At 59.6% G+C, this 17,775-nt stretch carries 17 protein-coding genes; 5 read left to right on the plus strand and 12 right to left on the minus strand.

Annotation, left to right across the window (positions count from 1 at the left end; translation table 11 throughout):
• Window positions 1–93 precede the first annotated feature (93 nt).
• The gene (katE, locus tag NMB39_RS28325) at window positions 94–2,235 is read right to left on the minus strand and encodes a catalase HPII (RefSeq protein ID WP_057023191.1); all 2,142 of its coding nucleotides are present in this window, start codon (window positions 2,233–2,235) and stop codon (window positions 94–96) included.
• A 265-nt stretch (window positions 2,236–2,500) separates the two neighbouring features.
• Between katE and NMB39_RS28330 the strand changes: the two genes are divergently transcribed.
• The 3 genes from NMB39_RS28330 to NMB39_RS28340 are packed head-to-tail and all read left to right on the plus strand — an operon-like array spanning window position 2,501 to window position 5,002.
• On the plus strand, window positions 2,501–3,508 hold the full coding sequence (locus tag NMB39_RS28330) for a methionine ABC transporter ATP-binding protein (protein WP_494339764.1): 1,008 nt from the start codon (window positions 2,501–2,503) through the stop codon (window positions 3,506–3,508).
• The gene (locus NMB39_RS28335; RefSeq protein WP_057023193.1) at window positions 3,508–4,182 is read left to right on the plus strand and encodes a methionine ABC transporter permease; all 675 of its coding nucleotides are present in this window, start codon (window positions 3,508–3,510) and stop codon (window positions 4,180–4,182) included. The genes NMB39_RS28330 and NMB39_RS28335 overlap by 1 nt, the downstream gene beginning before the upstream one ends.
• Before the next feature lie 49 nt (window positions 4,183–4,231).
• A complete protein-coding gene (locus NMB39_RS28340) occupies window positions 4,232–5,002 on the plus strand; it encodes a MetQ/NlpA family ABC transporter substrate-binding protein (RefSeq protein ID WP_057023194.1) in 771 nt (256 codons plus the stop codon).
• A gap of 482 nt (window positions 5,003–5,484) precedes the next feature.
• On the opposite strand, the gene NMB39_RS28345 is transcribed toward NMB39_RS28340, so the two are convergent.
• From NMB39_RS28345 to NMB39_RS28365, 5 genes are read right to left on the minus strand one after another with little or no spacing between them, the layout of a single operon-like run.
• Complete coding sequence (locus NMB39_RS28345) at window positions 5,485–6,120, minus strand: SCO family protein (protein WP_198719481.1); 636 nt, start codon at window positions 6,118–6,120, stop codon at window positions 5,485–5,487.
• Window positions 6,117–7,016, minus strand: a complete 900-nt coding sequence (gene cyoE, locus NMB39_RS28350; protein ID WP_464006557.1) for a heme o synthase — start codon at window positions 7,014–7,016, stop codon at window positions 6,117–6,119. The genes NMB39_RS28345 and cyoE overlap by 4 nt, the downstream gene beginning before the upstream one ends.
• Window positions 7,004–8,083 carry a COX15/CtaA family protein gene (locus NMB39_RS28355; RefSeq protein ID WP_494339763.1) on the minus strand — a complete coding sequence of 360 codons (1,080 nt, stop codon included), beginning with the start codon at window positions 8,081–8,083 and terminating at the stop codon, window positions 7,004–7,006. Before NMB39_RS28355 ends, cyoE begins: the two co-directional genes overlap by 13 nt.
• A gap of 10 nt (window positions 8,084–8,093) precedes the next feature.
• Window positions 8,094–8,678, minus strand: a complete 585-nt coding sequence (locus NMB39_RS28360) for a PA_0111/PP_0108 family redox-active disulfide protein (protein WP_046072616.1) — start codon at window positions 8,676–8,678, stop codon at window positions 8,094–8,096.
• Window positions 8,644–9,408 (minus strand): SURF1 family protein, encoded by a 765-nt coding sequence (locus tag NMB39_RS28365; RefSeq protein ID WP_057023198.1) that lies wholly within the window; start codon window positions 9,406–9,408, stop codon window positions 8,644–8,646. The genes NMB39_RS28360 and NMB39_RS28365 overlap by 35 nt, the downstream gene beginning before the upstream one ends.
• A 32-nt stretch (window positions 9,409–9,440) precedes the next feature.
• Between NMB39_RS28365 and NMB39_RS28370 the strand changes: the two genes are divergently transcribed.
• Window positions 9,441–9,644: a twin transmembrane helix small protein gene (locus NMB39_RS28370; RefSeq protein WP_046070265.1), complete on the plus strand. Its 204-nt coding sequence runs from the start codon at window positions 9,441–9,443 to the stop codon at window positions 9,642–9,644.
• A gap of 6 nt (window positions 9,645–9,650) precedes the next feature.
• On the opposite strand, the gene NMB39_RS28375 is transcribed toward NMB39_RS28370, so the two are convergent.
• The 4 genes from NMB39_RS28375 to coxB all read right to left on the minus strand — a co-directional run bounded on the left by NMB39_RS28375 (window position 9,651) and on the right by coxB (window position 14,033).
• Window positions 9,651–10,538: a cytochrome c oxidase subunit 3 gene (locus NMB39_RS28375; protein ID WP_043048310.1), complete on the minus strand. Its 888-nt coding sequence runs from the start codon at window positions 10,536–10,538 to the stop codon at window positions 9,651–9,653.
• A gap of 35 nt (window positions 10,539–10,573) precedes the next feature.
• On the minus strand, window positions 10,574–11,125 hold the full coding sequence (locus NMB39_RS28380) for a cytochrome c oxidase assembly protein (RefSeq protein ID WP_124398841.1): 552 nt from the start codon (window positions 11,123–11,125) through the stop codon (window positions 10,574–10,576).
• Window positions 11,126–11,263: 138 nt separating this feature from the next.
• Window positions 11,264–12,847 carry a cytochrome c oxidase subunit I gene (gene ctaD / locus NMB39_RS28385; RefSeq protein ID WP_494339762.1) on the minus strand — a complete coding sequence of 528 codons (1,584 nt, stop codon included), beginning with the start codon at window positions 12,845–12,847 and terminating at the stop codon, window positions 11,264–11,266.
• A gap of 58 nt (window positions 12,848–12,905) precedes the next feature.
• Window positions 12,906–14,033 (minus strand): cytochrome c oxidase subunit II, encoded by a 1,128-nt coding sequence (gene coxB, locus NMB39_RS28390; protein WP_057011596.1) that lies wholly within the window; start codon window positions 14,031–14,033, stop codon window positions 12,906–12,908.
• A 369-nt stretch (window positions 14,034–14,402) separates the two neighbouring features.
• Here coxB and NMB39_RS28395 point away from each other — a divergent pair, with 369 nt between their 5' ends.
• Window positions 14,403–15,050 carry a hypothetical protein gene (locus NMB39_RS28395; protein ID WP_043048304.1) on the plus strand — a complete coding sequence of 216 codons (648 nt, stop codon included), beginning with the start codon at window positions 14,403–14,405 and terminating at the stop codon, window positions 15,048–15,050.
• Window positions 15,051–15,205: 155 nt separating this feature from the next.
• On the opposite strand, the gene NMB39_RS28400 is transcribed toward NMB39_RS28395, so the two are convergent.
• Window positions 15,206–16,753 (minus strand): SulP family inorganic anion transporter, encoded by a 1,548-nt coding sequence (locus NMB39_RS28400; RefSeq protein ID WP_494339761.1) that lies wholly within the window; start codon window positions 16,751–16,753, stop codon window positions 15,206–15,208.
• 85 nt (window positions 16,754–16,838) lie between these two features.
• Complete coding sequence (locus NMB39_RS28405) at window positions 16,839–17,567, minus strand: carbonic anhydrase (RefSeq protein WP_043048302.1); 729 nt, start codon at window positions 17,565–17,567, stop codon at window positions 16,839–16,841.
• Window positions 17,568–17,775 lie beyond the last annotated feature (208 nt).

Raw genomic sequence — 17,775 nt, forward strand, 5'->3', positions numbered from 1 at the left:
GGGAGCAAGCCCCCTCCCACACTTGAATGTCTTAACAATTCAAGTGTGGGAGGGGGCTTGCTCCCGATGACAAACTAACTAACAACCCTGAGTTTAGGCCGGAATCGCCTTGGATTTCGGCTCCCGCTCCCACACCCGATGCTGAGCAATCGCAGCAAAGAACGCCTTGAACGCCTTGGCATCAGCGCCCACGATCAACCCCGCATCCGCTTCCAGCTTCAGCAAGTCCAGCAACGGTTTCACATCACTGGCCACCGCAATCGCCTTGAGGTGCTTGTACGCTTCCAGTACGTAATGCAACGCCACACCATCGCCGCTCAACGCCTTCACCGACTCCTTACCGCCCGGGATAAACACCGCGTCAAAGGCAATGGACGGCATGCCTTCCATCGAAGCGTCTACCGGTAGCGTCTTGCCATCTGCGGTAGTCACAGGCGCCGACGTCGGCCCCAGCAATTTGGCATGGGCGCCTTCAGCCTCCAGCGCGGCCTTAAGCGCATCAATCGCCGCACCATCAACGCCGTTAGCCGCCAGAATCGCCACTTTGCGCGTCTTGATATCACCCGACAGCAAGTTCACCTGGCTCAACGCTGGTGATTCTTTCAGCGATGTCTCACGCGCAGGGACTGTGCCTTTGGTCGGCGCCGGCACGCCCAGGTTTTGCGCAACGCGCTTGGCCAGTTCCAGATCGATATTGGCCAGAATCTCATTCACCTGGCGCGCACGGATAAACTCACGCTCCACCTTGCCCAACTCGAAGCTATAGGCCGCGATGATGTGCTCTTTCTCGTGGTGGCTCATGCTGTTGTAAAACAGCGTGGCCTGGGAGAAGTGATCACCAAACGACTCACTGCGCTCGCGCACTTTGTTAGCGTCGACACGCTCGTAATAGGTCTCGAAGCCACCGTCCTGTGGCGCAGGCGGGGTTTCTTTCGGCCAACCGCCGTCGATCGAGTTCGGCTCGTACGAAGCACGGCCTTTGTCGATGACCGTGCGATGTTGGGCATCACGCTGGCCATTATGGAAAGGCACCACAGGTCGGTTGATCGGGATCTCGTGGAAGTTCGGCCCGCCCAGACGGCTGATCTGGGTATCCGTATAGGAAAACAGACGGCCTTGCAGCAGCGGGTCGTTGGTAAAGTCGATGCCCGGCACGATATGGCCCGGGCAGAACGCAATCTGCTCTACCTCAGCGAAGAAGTTATCCGGGTTGCGGTTGAGCACCATCTTGCCCAGCGGCGTGATCGGCACCAATTCCTCGGGAATAATCTTGGTCGGGTCAAGCAGGTCGAAATCGAACTTGTGTTCGTCTTCTTCCGCCACAATCTGCACACCCAGTTCCCACTCAGGGTAGTCACCGCTTTCAATCGCTTCCCACAGGTCACGACGGTGGTAATCGGTATCTTTACCGGCAAGTTTCTGCGCTTCGTCCCAGACCAGGGAGCAGGTGCCTACCTTCGGCCGCCAGTGGAATTTGACGAAGCTGGATTTGCCCTCGGTATTGATCAGGCGGAAGGTGTGCACGCCAAACCCCTGCATGGCCCGCAGGCTCTTCGGAATGGCCCGGTCAGACATGGCCCAGATCACCATGTGCGCCGACTCCGGCTGCAGCGAAACGAAATCCCAGAACGTATCGTGGGCCGAGCCACCGGTAGGAATCTCGTTGTGGGGTTCAGGTTTTACCGCATGTACAAAGTCGGGAAACTTGATCGCGTCCTGGATGAAGAATACCGGCATGTTGTTGCCGACCAGATCAAAGTTGCCTTCCTCGGTGAAGAATTTCACGGCAAAGCCACGTACATCACGTACGGTATCGCCAGAGCCACGCGGTCCTTGCACCGTGGAAAATCGCGCGAACACCGGGGTCTTATGCTCCGGGGTACGCAGGAAACCAGCCTTGGTCAGCGCCGAATGGTCTTCATAAGATTGGAAATAGCCGTGGGCGCCAGTACCACGAGCATGCACGATGCGCTCCGGGATACGCTCATGGTCAAAGTGCGTGATTTTTTCACGCATGATGAAGTCTTCCAGCAGCGACGGGCCGCGGGCGCCGACTTTGAGGGTGTTCTGGTTATCGGCAATCTTTACGCCTTGGTTGGTGCGCAGGGCCTGGCCGGTCGCATCGGAACGGAATTCTTCCAGGGCCTGCAGCTTGGCGTTGGTGTTGCCACGATCCACTGTATCGGTACCCGCGAGTTCACTCTTAGGCGGGGTGGCTGGCTTGTTGATACTCATCAGTCAAAACTCCTTATTCAAAGTGGCCAGAGCGGTCCCCGGCTCGTTTGAGCAAAACCCCAGGCACGGCACCTGGGAAATCGAGTTGCTTAAGTAGTGACTGACGCGGTTTTGCACCGTTCCTTTTTTATGACCTTTGATCGCGTTATTGCCAAATGACTGGATGAATGCGAAATAAATGCTAAGAAACGCTATACGGACAGGCTAAAATGCGCGCCCGGCTAACCGCTGATCCCTTTTCAATGCGCCCCACAAGGTTCGCTACGTGATCGAGTTTCAAAACGTTCTTAAAACCTACCGCGTCGCCGGTAAGGATATCCCCGCACTGCACCCCACCAGCCTGCGCGTCGAGAACGGCCAGGTGTTTGGCCTGATTGGTCATTCGGGTGCAGGTAAAAGCACCCTGCTGCGCCTGATCAACCGCCTGGAAGAGCCCAGCGGTGGTCAGATCAGCGTGGATGGCGAAGAAGTCACCGCCCTGGACGCCAACGGCCTTCGCCGTTTCCGCCAGCAGGTCGGCATGATCTTCCAGCACTTCAACCTGCTGGCGTCCAAGACCGTCGCCGACAACGTGGCGCTGCCGCTGACCCTGGCCGGTGAGCTGTCGCGTAAGGCCATCGACCAACGCGTCGCCGAACTGCTCGCGCGCGTCGGCCTGTCGGACCATGCCAAGAAGTACCCGGCCCAGTTGTCCGGTGGCCAGAAGCAGCGCGTCGGCATTGCCCGCGCCCTGGCGACCAAGCCAAAGATTTTGCTGTGTGACGAAGCCACCAGCGCCCTCGACCCGCAAACCACCGCGTCGGTCCTGCAACTGCTGGCCGAGATCAACCGGGAGTTGAACCTGACCATCGTGCTGATCACCCATGAAATGGATGTGATCCGCCGCGTGTGCGACCAGGTCGCCGTGATGGACGCCGGCGTGATCGTCGAGCAAGGCTCGGTGGCGGACGTGTTCCTACACCCCAAGCACCCGACTACCAAACGCTTCGTGCAAGAAGCCGAACAGGTCGACGAAGGCGAGCAGCATGACGACTTCGCCCATGTACCAGGTCGCATCGTGCGCCTGACGTTCCAGGGCGAAGCGACCTACGCGCCATTGTTGGGTACTGTCGCCCGGGAAACGGGCGTGGACTACAGCATCCTTGCCGGCCGTATCGACCGCATCAAAGACATCCCTTACGGGCAACTGACCCTCGCCGTCACTGGCGGTGACATGGATGCCGCGTTTGCGCGCTTCACCGCCGCAGACGTTCACATGGAGGTCCTGCGCTGATGGACGTTTTCCTGAGTTTCTTTGCCAATATCGACTGGTCCGAAATCTGGCTCGCCACCGGCGACACCATGATTATGCTGTTCGGCTCGCTGTTCTTCACCGTGCTGCTGGGTTTGCCCCTGGGCGTGCTGCTGTTCCTGACCAGCCCGCGCCAACTGTACGAACAAAAAGGCCTGTACGCGCTGCTGTCGCTGATCGTAAACATCCTGCGCTCGCTGCCGTTCATCATCCTGTTGATCGTGATGATCCCGTTCACCGTACTGATCACCGGCACGTCGCTGGGTGTCGCCGGAGCAATTCCGCCACTGGTCGTCGGTGCCACACCATTCTTTGCGCGCCTAGTGGAAACCGCCCTGCGCGAAGTGGACCGTGGCATCATCGAAGCCACCCAATCCATGGGCGCCAGCACGCGCCAAATCATCACCAACGCCCTGCTGCCCGAAGCCCGTCCCGGCATTTTCGCAGCGATTACGGTGACAGCGATTACGCTGGTTTCCTACACCGCCATGGCTGGCGTCGTCGGTGCCGGTGGGCTGGGTGACTTGGCGATCCGTTTCGGCTACCAGCGCTTCCAGACCGATGTGATGGTGGTCACAGTGGTGATGCTGTTGATCCTGGTGCAAATTCTACAAACCGTCGGCGACAGGCTGGTGGTGCATTTTTCTCGAAAATAACGGCCATTGCCGGCCCAGCCGGCAGATGCCCGAACAAGGAGCTTGCTGGATGAAAAAACTACTGGTTGCCTTCGCTGCCGTTGCCGCGTTTTCTGCCCATGCCGAGACTATCAAGGTCGCGGCCTCACCGGTGCCTCACGCGGAAATTCTCGAATTCGTGAAGCCTGCCCTTGCCAAAGAAGGCGTGGACTTGCAGGTCAAAGTCTTTACCGACTACGTGCAGCCCAACGTGCAAGTCGCTGAAAAGCGCCTGGACGCCAATTTCTTCCAGCACCAGCCATACTTGGATGAGTTCAACAAGGCCAAGGGCACGCACCTGGTGAGCGTTGGCGGCGTGCACCTGGAACCCCTTGGCGCCTACTCCAGCAAGTACAAGAAACTGGAAGAGCTGCCAAGCGGTGCCAACGTAGTGATCCCGAACGACGCCACCAACGGCGGTCGTGCGCTGTTGCTGCTGGCCAAGAACGGCCTGATCACCCTGAAGGACCCGACCGACATCCTGTCGACCATCAAGGACATCACCGAGAACCCGAAAAACCTGAAATTCCGCGAACTGGAAGCCGCCACCTTGCCACGCGTGCTGACCCAGGTCGACCTGGCGCTGATCAACACCAACTACGCCCTGGAAGCCAAGCTGGATCCATCCAAGGACGCCCTGATAATCGAAGGCAGCGACTCGCCTTACGTGAACATCCTGGTGACCCGCGAAGACAACAAGGATTCGGACGCGGTGAAGAAGCTGGTTGCAGCCCTGCACACGCCTGAAGTGAAAAAATTCATCGAAGAGAAGTACAAAGGCGCGATCAAGCCAGCGTTCTGAGCCGCCCCAATCTCCAAAACACTGAAGATCAAAATGTGGGAGGGGGCTTGCCCCCCGATAGCAGAGTGTCAGTCGATGCATGAGCTGACTGGTCCACCGCTATCGGGAGCAAGCCCCCTCCCACATTTGTTTTGCGCCGCTTGTGAGATCAATCCAACGCACAGCCACCTTAAAACACAGGCAAGAAAAAGCGCCTGACACTAGGTGGCGCTTTGTGCGCCTAACGATATAAGGGCTTCCACACCCTGTCACTGAATTTGCAGCGACAGGCCAAAGACTAGCCACACAAGCACCACCCAACAAGTTCACGCAAAGCGCGACAACATGCAGGAAATGTCCGACACCACACTTTTTTAAACTTTGCACAAACCCTAATGTGGGAGGGGGCTTGCCCCCGATAGCAGAGTGTCAGTCGATGCATGAGCTGACTGGTCCACAGCTATCAGGAGCAAGCCCCCTCCCACATTTGCTTTGTGTTGTCTTTATTTGCGCTGTAGCAACCCTGGCAACTGCGCTACCAGCTTCTGGTTGTTCAGCGGCGCACGAATAAACCCACGCTGGGTACCGTCCGGGCCGATCAGCGCCAGGTTACCGCTGTGGTCGACGGTGTAGTTCGGCTTGCTGGTATCCGCCGGAATGAAGGGAATGCTCACGGCATTCGAGACCTTCTGCACATCCTCTATAGTAGCGCCGGTCAGGCCCTCGAATTGCGGATCGAAGTAGCCCAGGTATTGCTTGAGCTGAGTCGGGGTATCGCGGTTCGGATCGACGCTGACCAGGATCACCTGAAACTTATCCACAGCCTCTTTGGGCAGCTCGCTCTTGATCTGGCGCAGTTGGGCGAGGGTGGTCGGGCAAATATCCGGGCAGAAGGTGTAGCCAAAGAACAGCAGGCTCCACTTGCCTTTCAACTCATTGACCAGCACCGGCTGGCCGTCCTGGTTGGTCATGCTCACCGGCGGTAACTGGCGGCTTTGCGGCAGCAGGATAATGCCGGCGTCGATCAGCGCAGTGGGGTCGCCCTGACCTTTGCCCGAGAGCACTTTGTTAACGGTCAGGCCCATGATCAACGCCACCAGGGCCACAAGGATGAAGACGGTTTTTTGAGTTCGAGTCATAGGTTCAACAGTAGGTAGTGGTCTACGAGCAGGGCGATAAACAACAGGAACAGGTACCAGATAGAGTACTTGAACGTGTTGATCGCCGCGTGCGGCTGGCTGTCACGGTACAGCACCCAGACCCATTGCAGAAAGCGTGCTCCCAATACCAAGGCACAAGCCAGGTAGAGCAGGCCGCTCATATGAATGACGTAGGGCAACAGGCTCACCGCCAGCAGGGCGAAGGTATACAGCAGGATGTGCACCTTGGTGTAGTGCTCGCCATGGGTGACCGGCAGCATCGGGATATCGGCCTTGGCGTATTCCTCTTTGCGGTGGATGGCCAGGGCCCAGAAGTGTGGCGGGGTCCAGGCGAAGATAATCAGTACCAGCAGCAAGGGTTCGGCGCTGACATGCCCCGTAACGGCAACCCAACCCAGCAGCGGCGGTGCAGCACCGGCCAGGCCACCGATGACGATATTCTGCGGCGTCGCGCGCTTGAGAAAACCGGTGTAGATCACTGCGTAACCGAGCAGCGAGGCCAGCGTCAGCCAGGCTGCCAGCGGGTTGGTGAACGCCAGCAATAGGGCCAAGCCGGCAACAGCAAGAACCAATGCAAAGGTCAGTGCTGCAATGGGTGACACACGCCCCTCGGCCAACGGTCGCTTGTGGGTGCGCGCCATCACCGCATCAATCCGCCGATCGACCACATGGTTCACCGCCGCCGCACCGCCCGCACACAGGGCAATGCCCAGGTTGCCAAACACCAGCACCGTCCAGGGCACCCCGGCGCGGGTGGCGAGGAACATGCCCACCAGCGAGGTGATCAGCATCAGCACCACCACTTTCGGCTTGGTCAGCTCCAGGTAGTCACGCCAGATTGCCTGAGCGTGACGTGCGCCGATCAAGGTCGCCATGGCATCTCTCCTTTAAGGGTGATCAGGCCGGAAACCTGTTTGCGCGGGCTGAAACGCCAGCCGAACGGTAGCTGGTGGCGAACCCGGATCAGGCTGGTACGCGCATGGTAATTGACCAGCACCAGAGTCAGTAACAACGCCGCTCCGCCCGCGTTATGCCCCACCGCCACGGGCAACGGCAGGCCGAAAGCCACATTGCTCACCCCCAGGCTGATTTGCGCAGCCAGGGCGATCAACAGCAAACCCGCCAGCCGCGTCATGCCCACGACACGCAGTTGCCAGGCCAGGCCCAGAAGCACCAGGGTCACCAGTACGGCGCCGATGCGATGGGTCAGGTGGATCGCCGTGCGCGCCTCGCTGTCGAGCTGACCACCCAAGTAATTGGGGCCGATGTGCTGGGTCAGGTGAAACCCATTGGCAAAATCCGCCGCCGGCCACCATTGGCCGTGGCAGGTCGGCAGATCGACACAGGCCACGGCCGCGTAGTTGGAACTGACCCAACCACCCAGCGCGATCTGCCCGATCACTAGCACCAAGCCCGCCGTCGCCCAATATTGCAGGCGCTTGGGCACGATCAGCGCCGGCAGCACGCCAGATAAACGCAGGGTCAGCAAAAACAGCAGGCTCAAGGTCGCAAAACCACCCAACAGGTGCCCGGTGACGACTTGCGGCCACAACTTCAAGGTCACCGTCCACATCCCAAAGGCGGCCTGGGCAAATACCACCGCCAACACAAACAAGGGCAATTTCACCGGCTGGCCCGGGTCACGCCGATGGCTCCACGAGCGCGCCGCCAACAGCGCAATCAATAGCCCCAGGCTGCCAGCGAAGTAGCGATGGGTCATCTCGGCCCAGCCTTTGTCAGCCTCTACCGGTGTGTCGGGAAAATGCAGTTCGGCATGGGCCAGTTGGGCTTCGCTGTTGGGCACGCTGATAAAACCATAGCAACCCGGCCAATCCGGGCAACCCAGGCCGGCGTGGGTCAGGCGCGTGTAGGCTCCGAGCAGTACGACAATCAGCGCCAGTAACGTGGCAAACAGCGCGAGGCGAAATCCAGGCTTGGCCATGACGATGCCCTTATCCGATATTTGATAGTTTCAGCAGCAGGCGCAGGTCGTTGAGCAAGTCCTTGCCCTTGACCTTGGCGTCGTAGCGCAGCACCAGGTTGCCGTGGGGGTCGACGATCCACAGTTGCGCCTCGCCGGGGGCGGCAGCGCTCTTGGTAAAGGTCGGCAGATCCAGCGGGTAACGCTGCAGTTGTGGGTATTCGGCCTTGAGCTTGGCGTCGTATTGCGCAGCGACAGGCTGCGCGCTGGCCAGGGCGTGGCTGGCACGGGAGGCGTCGCGACCGAGGCCGATCTGCAGTTGCCGAGCGAGGTAGACCAATTGTTGGCAATCGGCAGCGCACGTGGCAGGGGCAGTAACCAGCAGTTGCCAGCGATCTTCATCTGCCTGTACGCCGATGTCGGCACGGGTCTGGCCGTTGCCAATCAGTTCGCCATGGTAGCTGCGACTGTCTGGAACCCAGAATTGCAGCTTGTACATCAGGGTCGCCAGCACCATCGGGCCGACCACCATGAGCAGGATCAGGACCAGTTGCCAGCGACCTTTGCGGCGGTCAGGCACCTCAGACATGTTGGGTGGATTCATGGCCGCTCCCATGGGGCTTCTCCTTTTTGTTGTGCCATCCGAAGTAGAGGTAAAGCACCAGCAACGCCAGTGCCATGGCAAACCACTGCACCGCATAGGCCAAGTGTTTTTCCGGGCCCATGGCGACGATTGGCCAAGTGGTGTCGTACGTACCAGGACCCGCTTCAGCGCGCAGTTCGTAGGCAAAACCGCTACGCCCCAACTCGTCCCACAGCGCGGCGGGGTGCAGCGCTGTGAGCAGACGTGGCCATTGCGCGCTCGCAGGGTCGGCATGCAGCTGGAAAGTCTCGCCGGGGGCGACGTACACCCAGGCGTCGAGATTCAGTGCCTGCCCGGGGGTGGAAAAAGCCGGGGGTGTACGCCGGTCAGGCCATGGCAGCCAGCCGCGGTTGAGCAATAACCATAGGCCGCTGGCCTGGTCGTGGAAGGGCTGCAGCAGCTCGACACCCGCCTTGCCGTCGCGCATACGGTTGTCCAGCAGCACGCTGTGCTCGGCATCGAATTGACCACGAAGATGGACGCGGCGAAAGGCAGGATCGGCCATGTCGTTGAGCTGCACGCTGTTCACCGGCTCGGCGGTGCGGCGCTCGGCATAGCTGTCCACCAGCAGCTGTTTTTCATGTCCTCGAGCCAGTTGCCAGAATCCCAGGCTCACCATCAATGGCAGCAACACCAGCACCACCAGCGTCGGCGCGATACCCGGACGAAAGCGCTGCACGGCACTGGCTATACTGGATCTCATCGCCCCTCCCCCTATAGCCCTGGAGCCAGACCATGCTCAAAGCAGCCATTGCCCTGATGCTGATCGCGACTGTCGTGAGCTTGTTCAGTGGCTTGTTCTTCCTGGTCAAGGACGAGGGCAACTCCAATCGCCTCGTCACTGCCTTGACCGTGCGCGTGGTACTGGCCGTCATCACCGTGGGCTTGATCGCCTGGGGCTTTTTCAGCGGCCAACTGGTCTCTCATGTGCCGTGGTAAACCACCTCACAGCACATAGACGAAGAAAAACAGCCCAATCCACACCACATCCACAAAGTGCCAATACCAACTGGCCGCCTCGAAACCAAACTGATGCTCGGCGTTGAAATGCCCGCGCAGGATGCGCATCAGCATCACAAACAAAATGATGGTGCCGATGGTCACGTGGGCACCGTGAAAGCCCGTGAGCATGAAGAAGGTTGCGCCGTACACGCCAGAGCCCAAGGTCAAGCCCAGCTCTTTATAGGCGTGGATGTACTCCTCAGCCTGAAAACCGAGAAACGCCAGGCCCAGCAGCACGGTGATCGCCAGCCAGATTTTCAGTGCGCCGCGATGGCCTTTGCGTAGCGCATGGTGAGCGATGGTGATGGTCACGCTGGAGCTCACCAGCAGAATGGTATTGACCAGCGGCAGGCCCCAGGGGCTGATGGTGCCTTTGGGCGCAGGGTAGAGCTTGGGATCGGGGTTGTTGAGCAGCGGCCAGGCAAACTCGAAATTCGGCCACAGCATATGGGCGATGCCTTTGGGGCCTTCGCCCGCCAGCCAGGGGCCCGCCCACACGCGTACATAGAACAGCGCACCAAAAAAGGCGATGAAGAACATCACCTCGGAAAAGATGAACCAGGTCATGCCCCAACGGAACGAGCGGTCCATCTGTGCGCTGTACAACCCGGCGCGACTTTCCTTGATCACCGCGCCGAACCAGCCGAACAGCATGTAGGCCAGCAACAGCCCGCCGACGAAAAAGATCCACGGGCCATGGGACTCCGGGCGCGCCGCCTTTAAGTCGTTGAACCATACGGCCAGGCCATACACGGTGACCAGCAGGCCAATCGTGGCAATTATCGGCCATTTGCTTTGCGCTGGTACGTAGTACGTATCATGAGTCGACATGTATTCGCTCTCCTGATTGAGGGGGCAAACAGTAGCTAACCGCCGCTGTTCGCGGCCACCGGCGCTTGCCGCGCAGTGATATCAAACAGCGTGTACGCCAGGGTCAAATGCTTCACATCCTTGGGCATGGCGCGGTCGACGATAAAACGCACCGGCATTTCAATACGCTCGCCTGGCTGCAGCACCTGCTGGGTAAAGCAAAAACACTCGGTCTTGTGGAAATACATCGCCGCCTCGGCCGGGGAAATGCTCGGGATCGCCTGGGCCGTCATCGGCTTATCGGTGGGGTTGTAGGCCACGAACAGCATCTCGTTGACCGCCCCGGGGTTGACCACGATTTCATCAGCCTTGGAATGAAACTCCCACACCATGTCGATGGCATTGGTTGACAGAAACTGCACCCGCACCTGGCGCGAAGGGTCAACGATTTGCTCACCCTCGTACTGCCCAGCGGTCTTGCCGTTGATGCCGAACGCCTTGCACATCACGTCGTAGATCGGCACCAGGGCGAAGCCGAAGGCGAACATCGCCAGCACCAGGATCAGCAGGCGGGTGACCAGGCGTTTGAGGGGCACGGAGTCAGCCATGGTGCTCACCTGAGACAAGCCAGGAAAGTGTGGGATGGGGCTTGCCCCCGATTGCTGCCTCACAGCCAATAATGATGTCGACAGGCATACCGCTATCGGGGGCAAGCCCCCTCCCACAGGGGATCAGCGGTGACTTGTTCATTTGACCTCCGGCGGCGTGGTGAAGGTGTGATAAGGCGCGGGCGAGGGCACGCTCCATTCCAGCCCTTCGGCCCCATCCCACGGCTTGGCGGGTGCCGGTGTGCCGCCACGGATGCACTTGATCACAATGAACAGGAAGAATATCTGCGTAGCACCGAACATAAAGGCGCCCACGGACGAGACCATGTTGAAGTCGGCGAACTGCAGGTTGTAGTCCGGTATCCGGCGCGGCATACCGGCCAACCCCACAAAGTGCATAGGGAAGAACGCCAGGTTCATGCCCACGAAGGACAGCCAGAAGTGCAATTTGCCCAGGGTTTCGTCGTACATGTGGCCGGTCCATTTCGGCAGCCAGTAGTAGGCCGAGGCGAAGATCCCGAAGATCGCCCCAGGCACCAGTACGTAATGGAAGTGCGCCACCACGAAGTAGGTGTCGTGGTACTGGAAGTCCGCCGGGGCAATCGCCAGCATCAGCCCGGAGAAACCGCCAATGGTGAACAGGATCACGAACGCCACGGCAAACAGCATCGGCGTCTCGAACGTCAGTGATCCCTGCCACATGGTGCTGACCCAGTTGAACACCTTCACCCCCGTGGGCACGGCGATCAACAGCGTGGCATACATGAAGAACAACTCACCCACCAGCGGGATACCGACCACAAACATGTGGTGCGCCCACACGATGAACGACAGGAACGCAATACTGGCGGTTGCGTAGACCATCGAGGTGTAGCCGAATAATGGCTTGCGAGAGAAGGTCGGGATGATCGAGCTGACGGCACCGAAGGCCGGCAGGATCATGATGTAGACCTCGGGGTGGCCGAAGAACCAGAACACGTGCTGGAACAGCACCGGGTCACCGCCGCCGGCAGCACTGAAGAAGCTGGTGCCGAAGTGGATATCCATCAGCATCATGGTCACGCAGCCCGCCAGCACCGGCATCACCGCAATCAGCAGGAACGCGGTGATCAGCCAGGTCCACACGAACAGCGGCATCTTCATCAGGGTCATGCCCGGCGCGCGCAGGTTGAGGATGGTGGCAACCACATTGATCGCGCCCATGATCGAACTGATGCCCATCAGGTGGATGGCGAAGATGAAGAACGTCACGCTCTCCGGTGCGTAGGTGGTGGAGAGCGGCGCATAGAAGGTCCAGCCGAAATTCGGCCCGCCACCGGGGCTGAGCAGGGTGGACACCAGCAGCAGGAATGCCGCCGGCAGCAGCCAGAAGCTGAAGTTGTTCATGCGCGGCAGGGCCATGTCCGGCGCGCCGATCATCAACGGGATCATCCAGTTGGCCAGGCCAACGAAGGCCGGCATCACCGCGCCGAACACCATGATCAGGCCATGCATGGTGGTCATTTGGTTGAAGAACGCCGGCTCGACGATCTGCAGGCCCGGCTGGAACAGCTCGGCACGGATCACCATGGCGAACGAGCCGCCGAGCAGGAACATGGTGAAGGCGAACCACAGGTACATCGTGCCGATGTCTTTGTGATTGGTGGTCAGCACCCAACGCATCAAGCCTTTGGCGGGGCCGTGGGCATGGTCGGCATGACCATGGTCGATCACAGTGCTCATGGCCGTTCTCCTGCAAGCGAGTCAGCGGGGCGATTCAGGGCATTCGCAACGAAAGTAGTCATTTGCTTTCCGCCTGTTTCAGAGCCAGCACGTCTTTGGGCGTGACCATGTCGCCTTTGTTATTGCCCCAGGCGTTACGCTCGTAGGTCACGACAGCGGCGATATCCACTTCCGAAAGTTGTTTGCCGAAGGCTGCCATCGCGGTACCGGGCTTGCCGTGATAGACGATGCCCAAGTGATCGGCTGCTGGGCCGGTGGCGATTTTCGAGCCCTTGAGCGCCGGGAACATCGGCGGCAAACCTTGGCCTTCAGCCTGGTGACACGCCACGCAGGTGGTGTGGTAGACCTTGTCGCCACGGGCTACCAGCTCATCCAGCGTCCACTCTTTGGAGGTCAGCTCCTTGAGCTTGGCGGCCTCTTCCTTGCGCTCGCCGAGCCAAGTGTCGTAGTCGGCCTTGGATTTGACCTCGACCACGATGGGCATAAAGCCGTGGTCCTTGCCGCACAACTCCGCGCATTGGCCACGGTAGATGCCCGGCTTCTCGATACGGGTCCAGGCCTCGTTGACGAAGCCTGGGATGGCGTCGCGCTTGACCGCAAAGGCCGGCACCCACCAAGAGTGGATCACATCGGCGGCGGTCACCAGGAAGCGCACCTTGGCGCCCACCGGCAACACCAGCGGCTGGTCGACTTCCAGCAAGTAATGTTCGCCTTTGGTCGCCTGGTTATGGATCTGCTCGGCGGGTGTGGCCAGGTTGCTGAAGAACTCCACATCCTGGCCCAGGTACTTGTAGTGCCACTTCCACTGATAGCCGGTGACCTGGATATCGATATCCGACTCACTGCTGTCGTAGATGTTGATCAGGGTCTTGGTCGCCGGAATGGCCATGGCCACCAGGATCAGCAGGGGCACCACGGTCCAGAGAATTTCCACGGTAGTGCTCTCGTGGAACTTGGCCGCAACCTGGCCCGTGGACCGGCGGTGCAGGATCATCGACCAGAACATGGCGCCAAATACGACGATGCCGATCACCACACAGATCCAGAAGATGGTCATGTGCAGGTCAAACACGGCGTGACTGACTTCAGTAGCCCCTGGCGCCATATTCGTTGTCCAGGCGGCGTGCGCCTGGCCGAATACCGACCACAACAGTAGGCCCATCCAAACGTGTGGATGTCGCGTCATTGCGGGTTCCCCTTTATGTTTCTTGTTATCCCGCCGGTTTGCACCTGCGGCGAAGGGAGCGGCTTCCATACTGCTTACAACCGCCAAGCCTTGCCTGCGTCATGCAGTTGGGCGTCATCAGCTAATTGCGTACAAACCCGAGTATAGACAGCCAGGGCAACCCCGCAATGTGTAGGGGCAAATGAGCGAAAACAGACCAGCGGGCCCAATAAAACCGGGGGCGCAAACGTTTATCCGACGAACGATGGCATTTCGATATAACACACCTGCATAACCATGAAATAATTATGACAAATGCGTCTTAGGCGCCCGTATAAACGAACTACCTTATCTTCTCCCTTTTCCTACACCTGTTTCACTGGAGCCTTCATGAACACCGCCGCATTGCGCGAGCAGATTTCCCGTGCCCATCAACACGAAGCCAGCACTGGCCAGCTTGCCACACAGCTGGAAAAACAATTGCCGCACCTGCATTCGGCTATTTCCTTGGCTGACGGTGATAGCAACATTGTCATGACGCGCTTTGTCACCGCTTATATCGATCTGGTTCCCGATTTGCTGGACGCTGCCAATGACGTGGCCCGCGAGGCCGGAATTGAAAGCCAAATCAAGCCGGTGCTGAAAATCGCCGAACACTTCTTCCTGCAACCGCCCGCGATCATGGCTGGGCACGAGGGCCTCGACGGCCTGCTGGACGAGGCTTACCTGGCCCATCGTCTGGTGGAGGAGGTCAACGATCTGTATATCAAACATTTCGGCCAGCCGTTGATTCCCGCGGATACCACCGTGGCCAATGTGATTGCTCACCGATTGATCGGCGAAACATTCGCCAACCAGTTGGATGAAGCCGTACACCACGCGGTAGATGAAATGCTTAACGAAGACAGCTTTGCGCTGGAGTCGGTCGAGGCGTACCGCGAGACACTGAAGAGCCCGAGCACCGAAGCGGCATGGAAACGCTGGCCGTGCCTGTCGCGCCAGCTTGGGGTTGAACTGACGCTGGATCAGCCGGCGTAAATCGTCCGGTTTACAAAGATCAAATGTGGGAGGGGCGGTGCGACGGTTCGACCCCCGATAGCGGTGGACCAGTCAAAATCTCTTTGGCTGACACACCCCAATCGGGAGGAAGTCGAACCGTCGCACCGCCCCTCCCACATTTTGATGCGGTTTCGTCAGGTAACGGACGGCGCCGAACCTATCCCCACCGTTGTGCGTACCCGGCCTTCCAATCGGCGCTTGAGCCCACGCGCCTCAATCACCAGCGTCGAGCCCTTGGCCGCATTGGCCCGGCCCCACTCCTCCAGCAACTCCAGGCAAGAGTGGTCGATATAACTCAAGTTACTCAGCGGCACGTGCAACATGGTCCCCGCAGGCACCGTCGACAACACCTGAGTCAACGCCGGCACTTTCAGAAAGGTCGCCGCACCCGTCAAGCGCAGCTCCATCTCACCCTCTTGAGGCAGGTCGATCAGACTGACTTTCAATCGCGAAGCCTTGAAGGCCAGTTTAAGCAACGTCAGCCCAAAGCCCACCAGCACACCGGTCAGCAAGTCGGTAAAGATGATCGCCAGCGCCGTGGCCGCATAGGTAAACATCGGCATCCGCCCATAGCGCCCCAGTGCTTTGAACGCCTTGACGTCCACCAGCTTGATCCCGGTGTACACCAGCACACCCGCCAGGCTTGCGACCGGAATGCTTTGCAGCACGCTCGACAGCAAGAGTACAAAGCCGAGCAGCCACAGGCCGTGGAACATCGCCGATAAACGCGTGGTAGCACCGGCCTGGACGTTGGCTGAGCTGCGTACAATCACGCCCGTCATCGGCAAGGCGCCAACCAGGCCGCAAAGCATGTTGCCGACACCCTGGGCAGACAACTCCTTGTCGAAATCGGAGCGCTGGCCGCTGTGCATACGGTCCACCGCGGCGGCAGACAGCAGGGTTTCGGCACTGGCAATAAACGCGACGGCGAATGCCGCGATCAACAGCTGTGGGTCAGCCAGGTTGAGCAGGTCGCTGGGGCGCAGCCAGTCGATGGCATCCGCGAGATTTTCCGGGACTTCCACACGCTTGACCTGCAACGCCAGCACCAGGCTGGTGACGGTCGCAAGGCCCACGCCGAGCAAGGCGCCCGGTACGAAACGTAGCCGTTGCGGACGGAATTTATCCCACAGGTACATCACCAACATGGTCGACAGGCCGAGCAGGCCGGCTTGCCAACCCAGCCCGCCGCCGAGGGTCGGAACCGCTTCAGCCACAGCCGCCGGGAATCCTGCCAGGTTATCCAGCCCAGATGGCTTGGGCGCCCCATCGAGCATCACATGGATCTGCGATAACACAATCAATACGCCGATCCCCGCCAACATGCCGTAGACCACAGCCGGTGCCGTGACACGAAACCAGCAGCCCAGACGTAAACGCCCGGCCACCAGTTGCAGGAAACCCGCCAGCAACAGGATCGGCCCCAGCATCAGCATGCCGTGCTGGCGCACCAGCTCGAACACCAGCACCGCCAGACCCGCTGCCGGACCGCTGACCTGCAGCGGTGACCCTGCCAACCAGCCCACCACCAGGCCACCGATGATACCGGTGATCAGCCCTTTGGCCGGCGGCATGCCGGACGCGATCGCGATCCCCATGCACAGGGGCAGGGCGACCAGAAACACAACCACGGAGGCGAGCAGCTCCCGCGGCAGTACAGCTTTCAATTGAGCAGCACGCATGATGGCTCTCCCGAGGCATTCGCCGGGCACGGCAAAGCCTGGCTGCATCCATGGCAGCCACCGCTTTACCCGGCGGGGAAGTGTTTTAGAAGCGCGCTCTAGGCGTCGCGGACGGGATCGGCTCGGTGCCGTTCAACGGTCGAAACGCTGCCTTTTCCGCATCGTAGGCCCGAATTTCGCTGGTCTCGATGTTGTAGATCCAGCCATGGATAAACAAATGACCGTTGGCCATGCGCGAAGCCACCGAGGGGTGGGTGCGCAGATGCTGCAACTGCGCGATGACGTTTTCTTCGGTCAACACCTTCATGCTCTCGCCTTCATTGGCGCAGTCGCAGTTGTCATGGACCATGGCCTTGGCGACCTCGGCGTGACGCAACCAGGCCCTGACAGTCGGCATCTTTTCCAGGCTGTCGGGGTTGAGTACCGCGCGCATGGCGCCGCAGTCGGAGTGCCCGCACACGATGATGTGCTGTACGCCAAGGGCGAGCACCGCGTACTCGATGGCCGTAGACACGCCACCGTTCATCTGGCCGTAGGGAGGCACCACGTTACCGACGTTACGGGTTACGAACAGATCGCCGGGGGAGCTTTGGGTGATCAGCTCCGGCACGATGCGCGAGTCGGCACAGGTAATGAACATCGCCCGCGGGCTCTGCGCCGTAGCGAGTTTCTTGAAGAGTTCTTCCTGCTGGGGGAAGACGTCGTGATGGAAATGCAAAAAGCCGTCAACTATATGTTGCAACGCTGCATCGGCGGACTCCGCCCCAGGGGCTGAAGCCGACGCAGCCAACGGCTGTTTATCCTTGTCACTCATGATTCATCCTCTTGATTAATGCAGGGGAGTGTTCACCACCATTCGACGCCGGGCGAGTGGAATAGTTGAGACCCCCACAACCCACGGCGGCGACTTATGAGTCACTCGCTGAACAAGGTAACCGTCGAAACTTAACTCAAACTGAATGAACCGCTCTAGCTCGGGGCTTTCAGTGATATCAAAACGCGACCACTCATACAGTAATGGT

Source organism: Pseudomonas sp. FBCC-B545 (assembly GCF_059134095.1).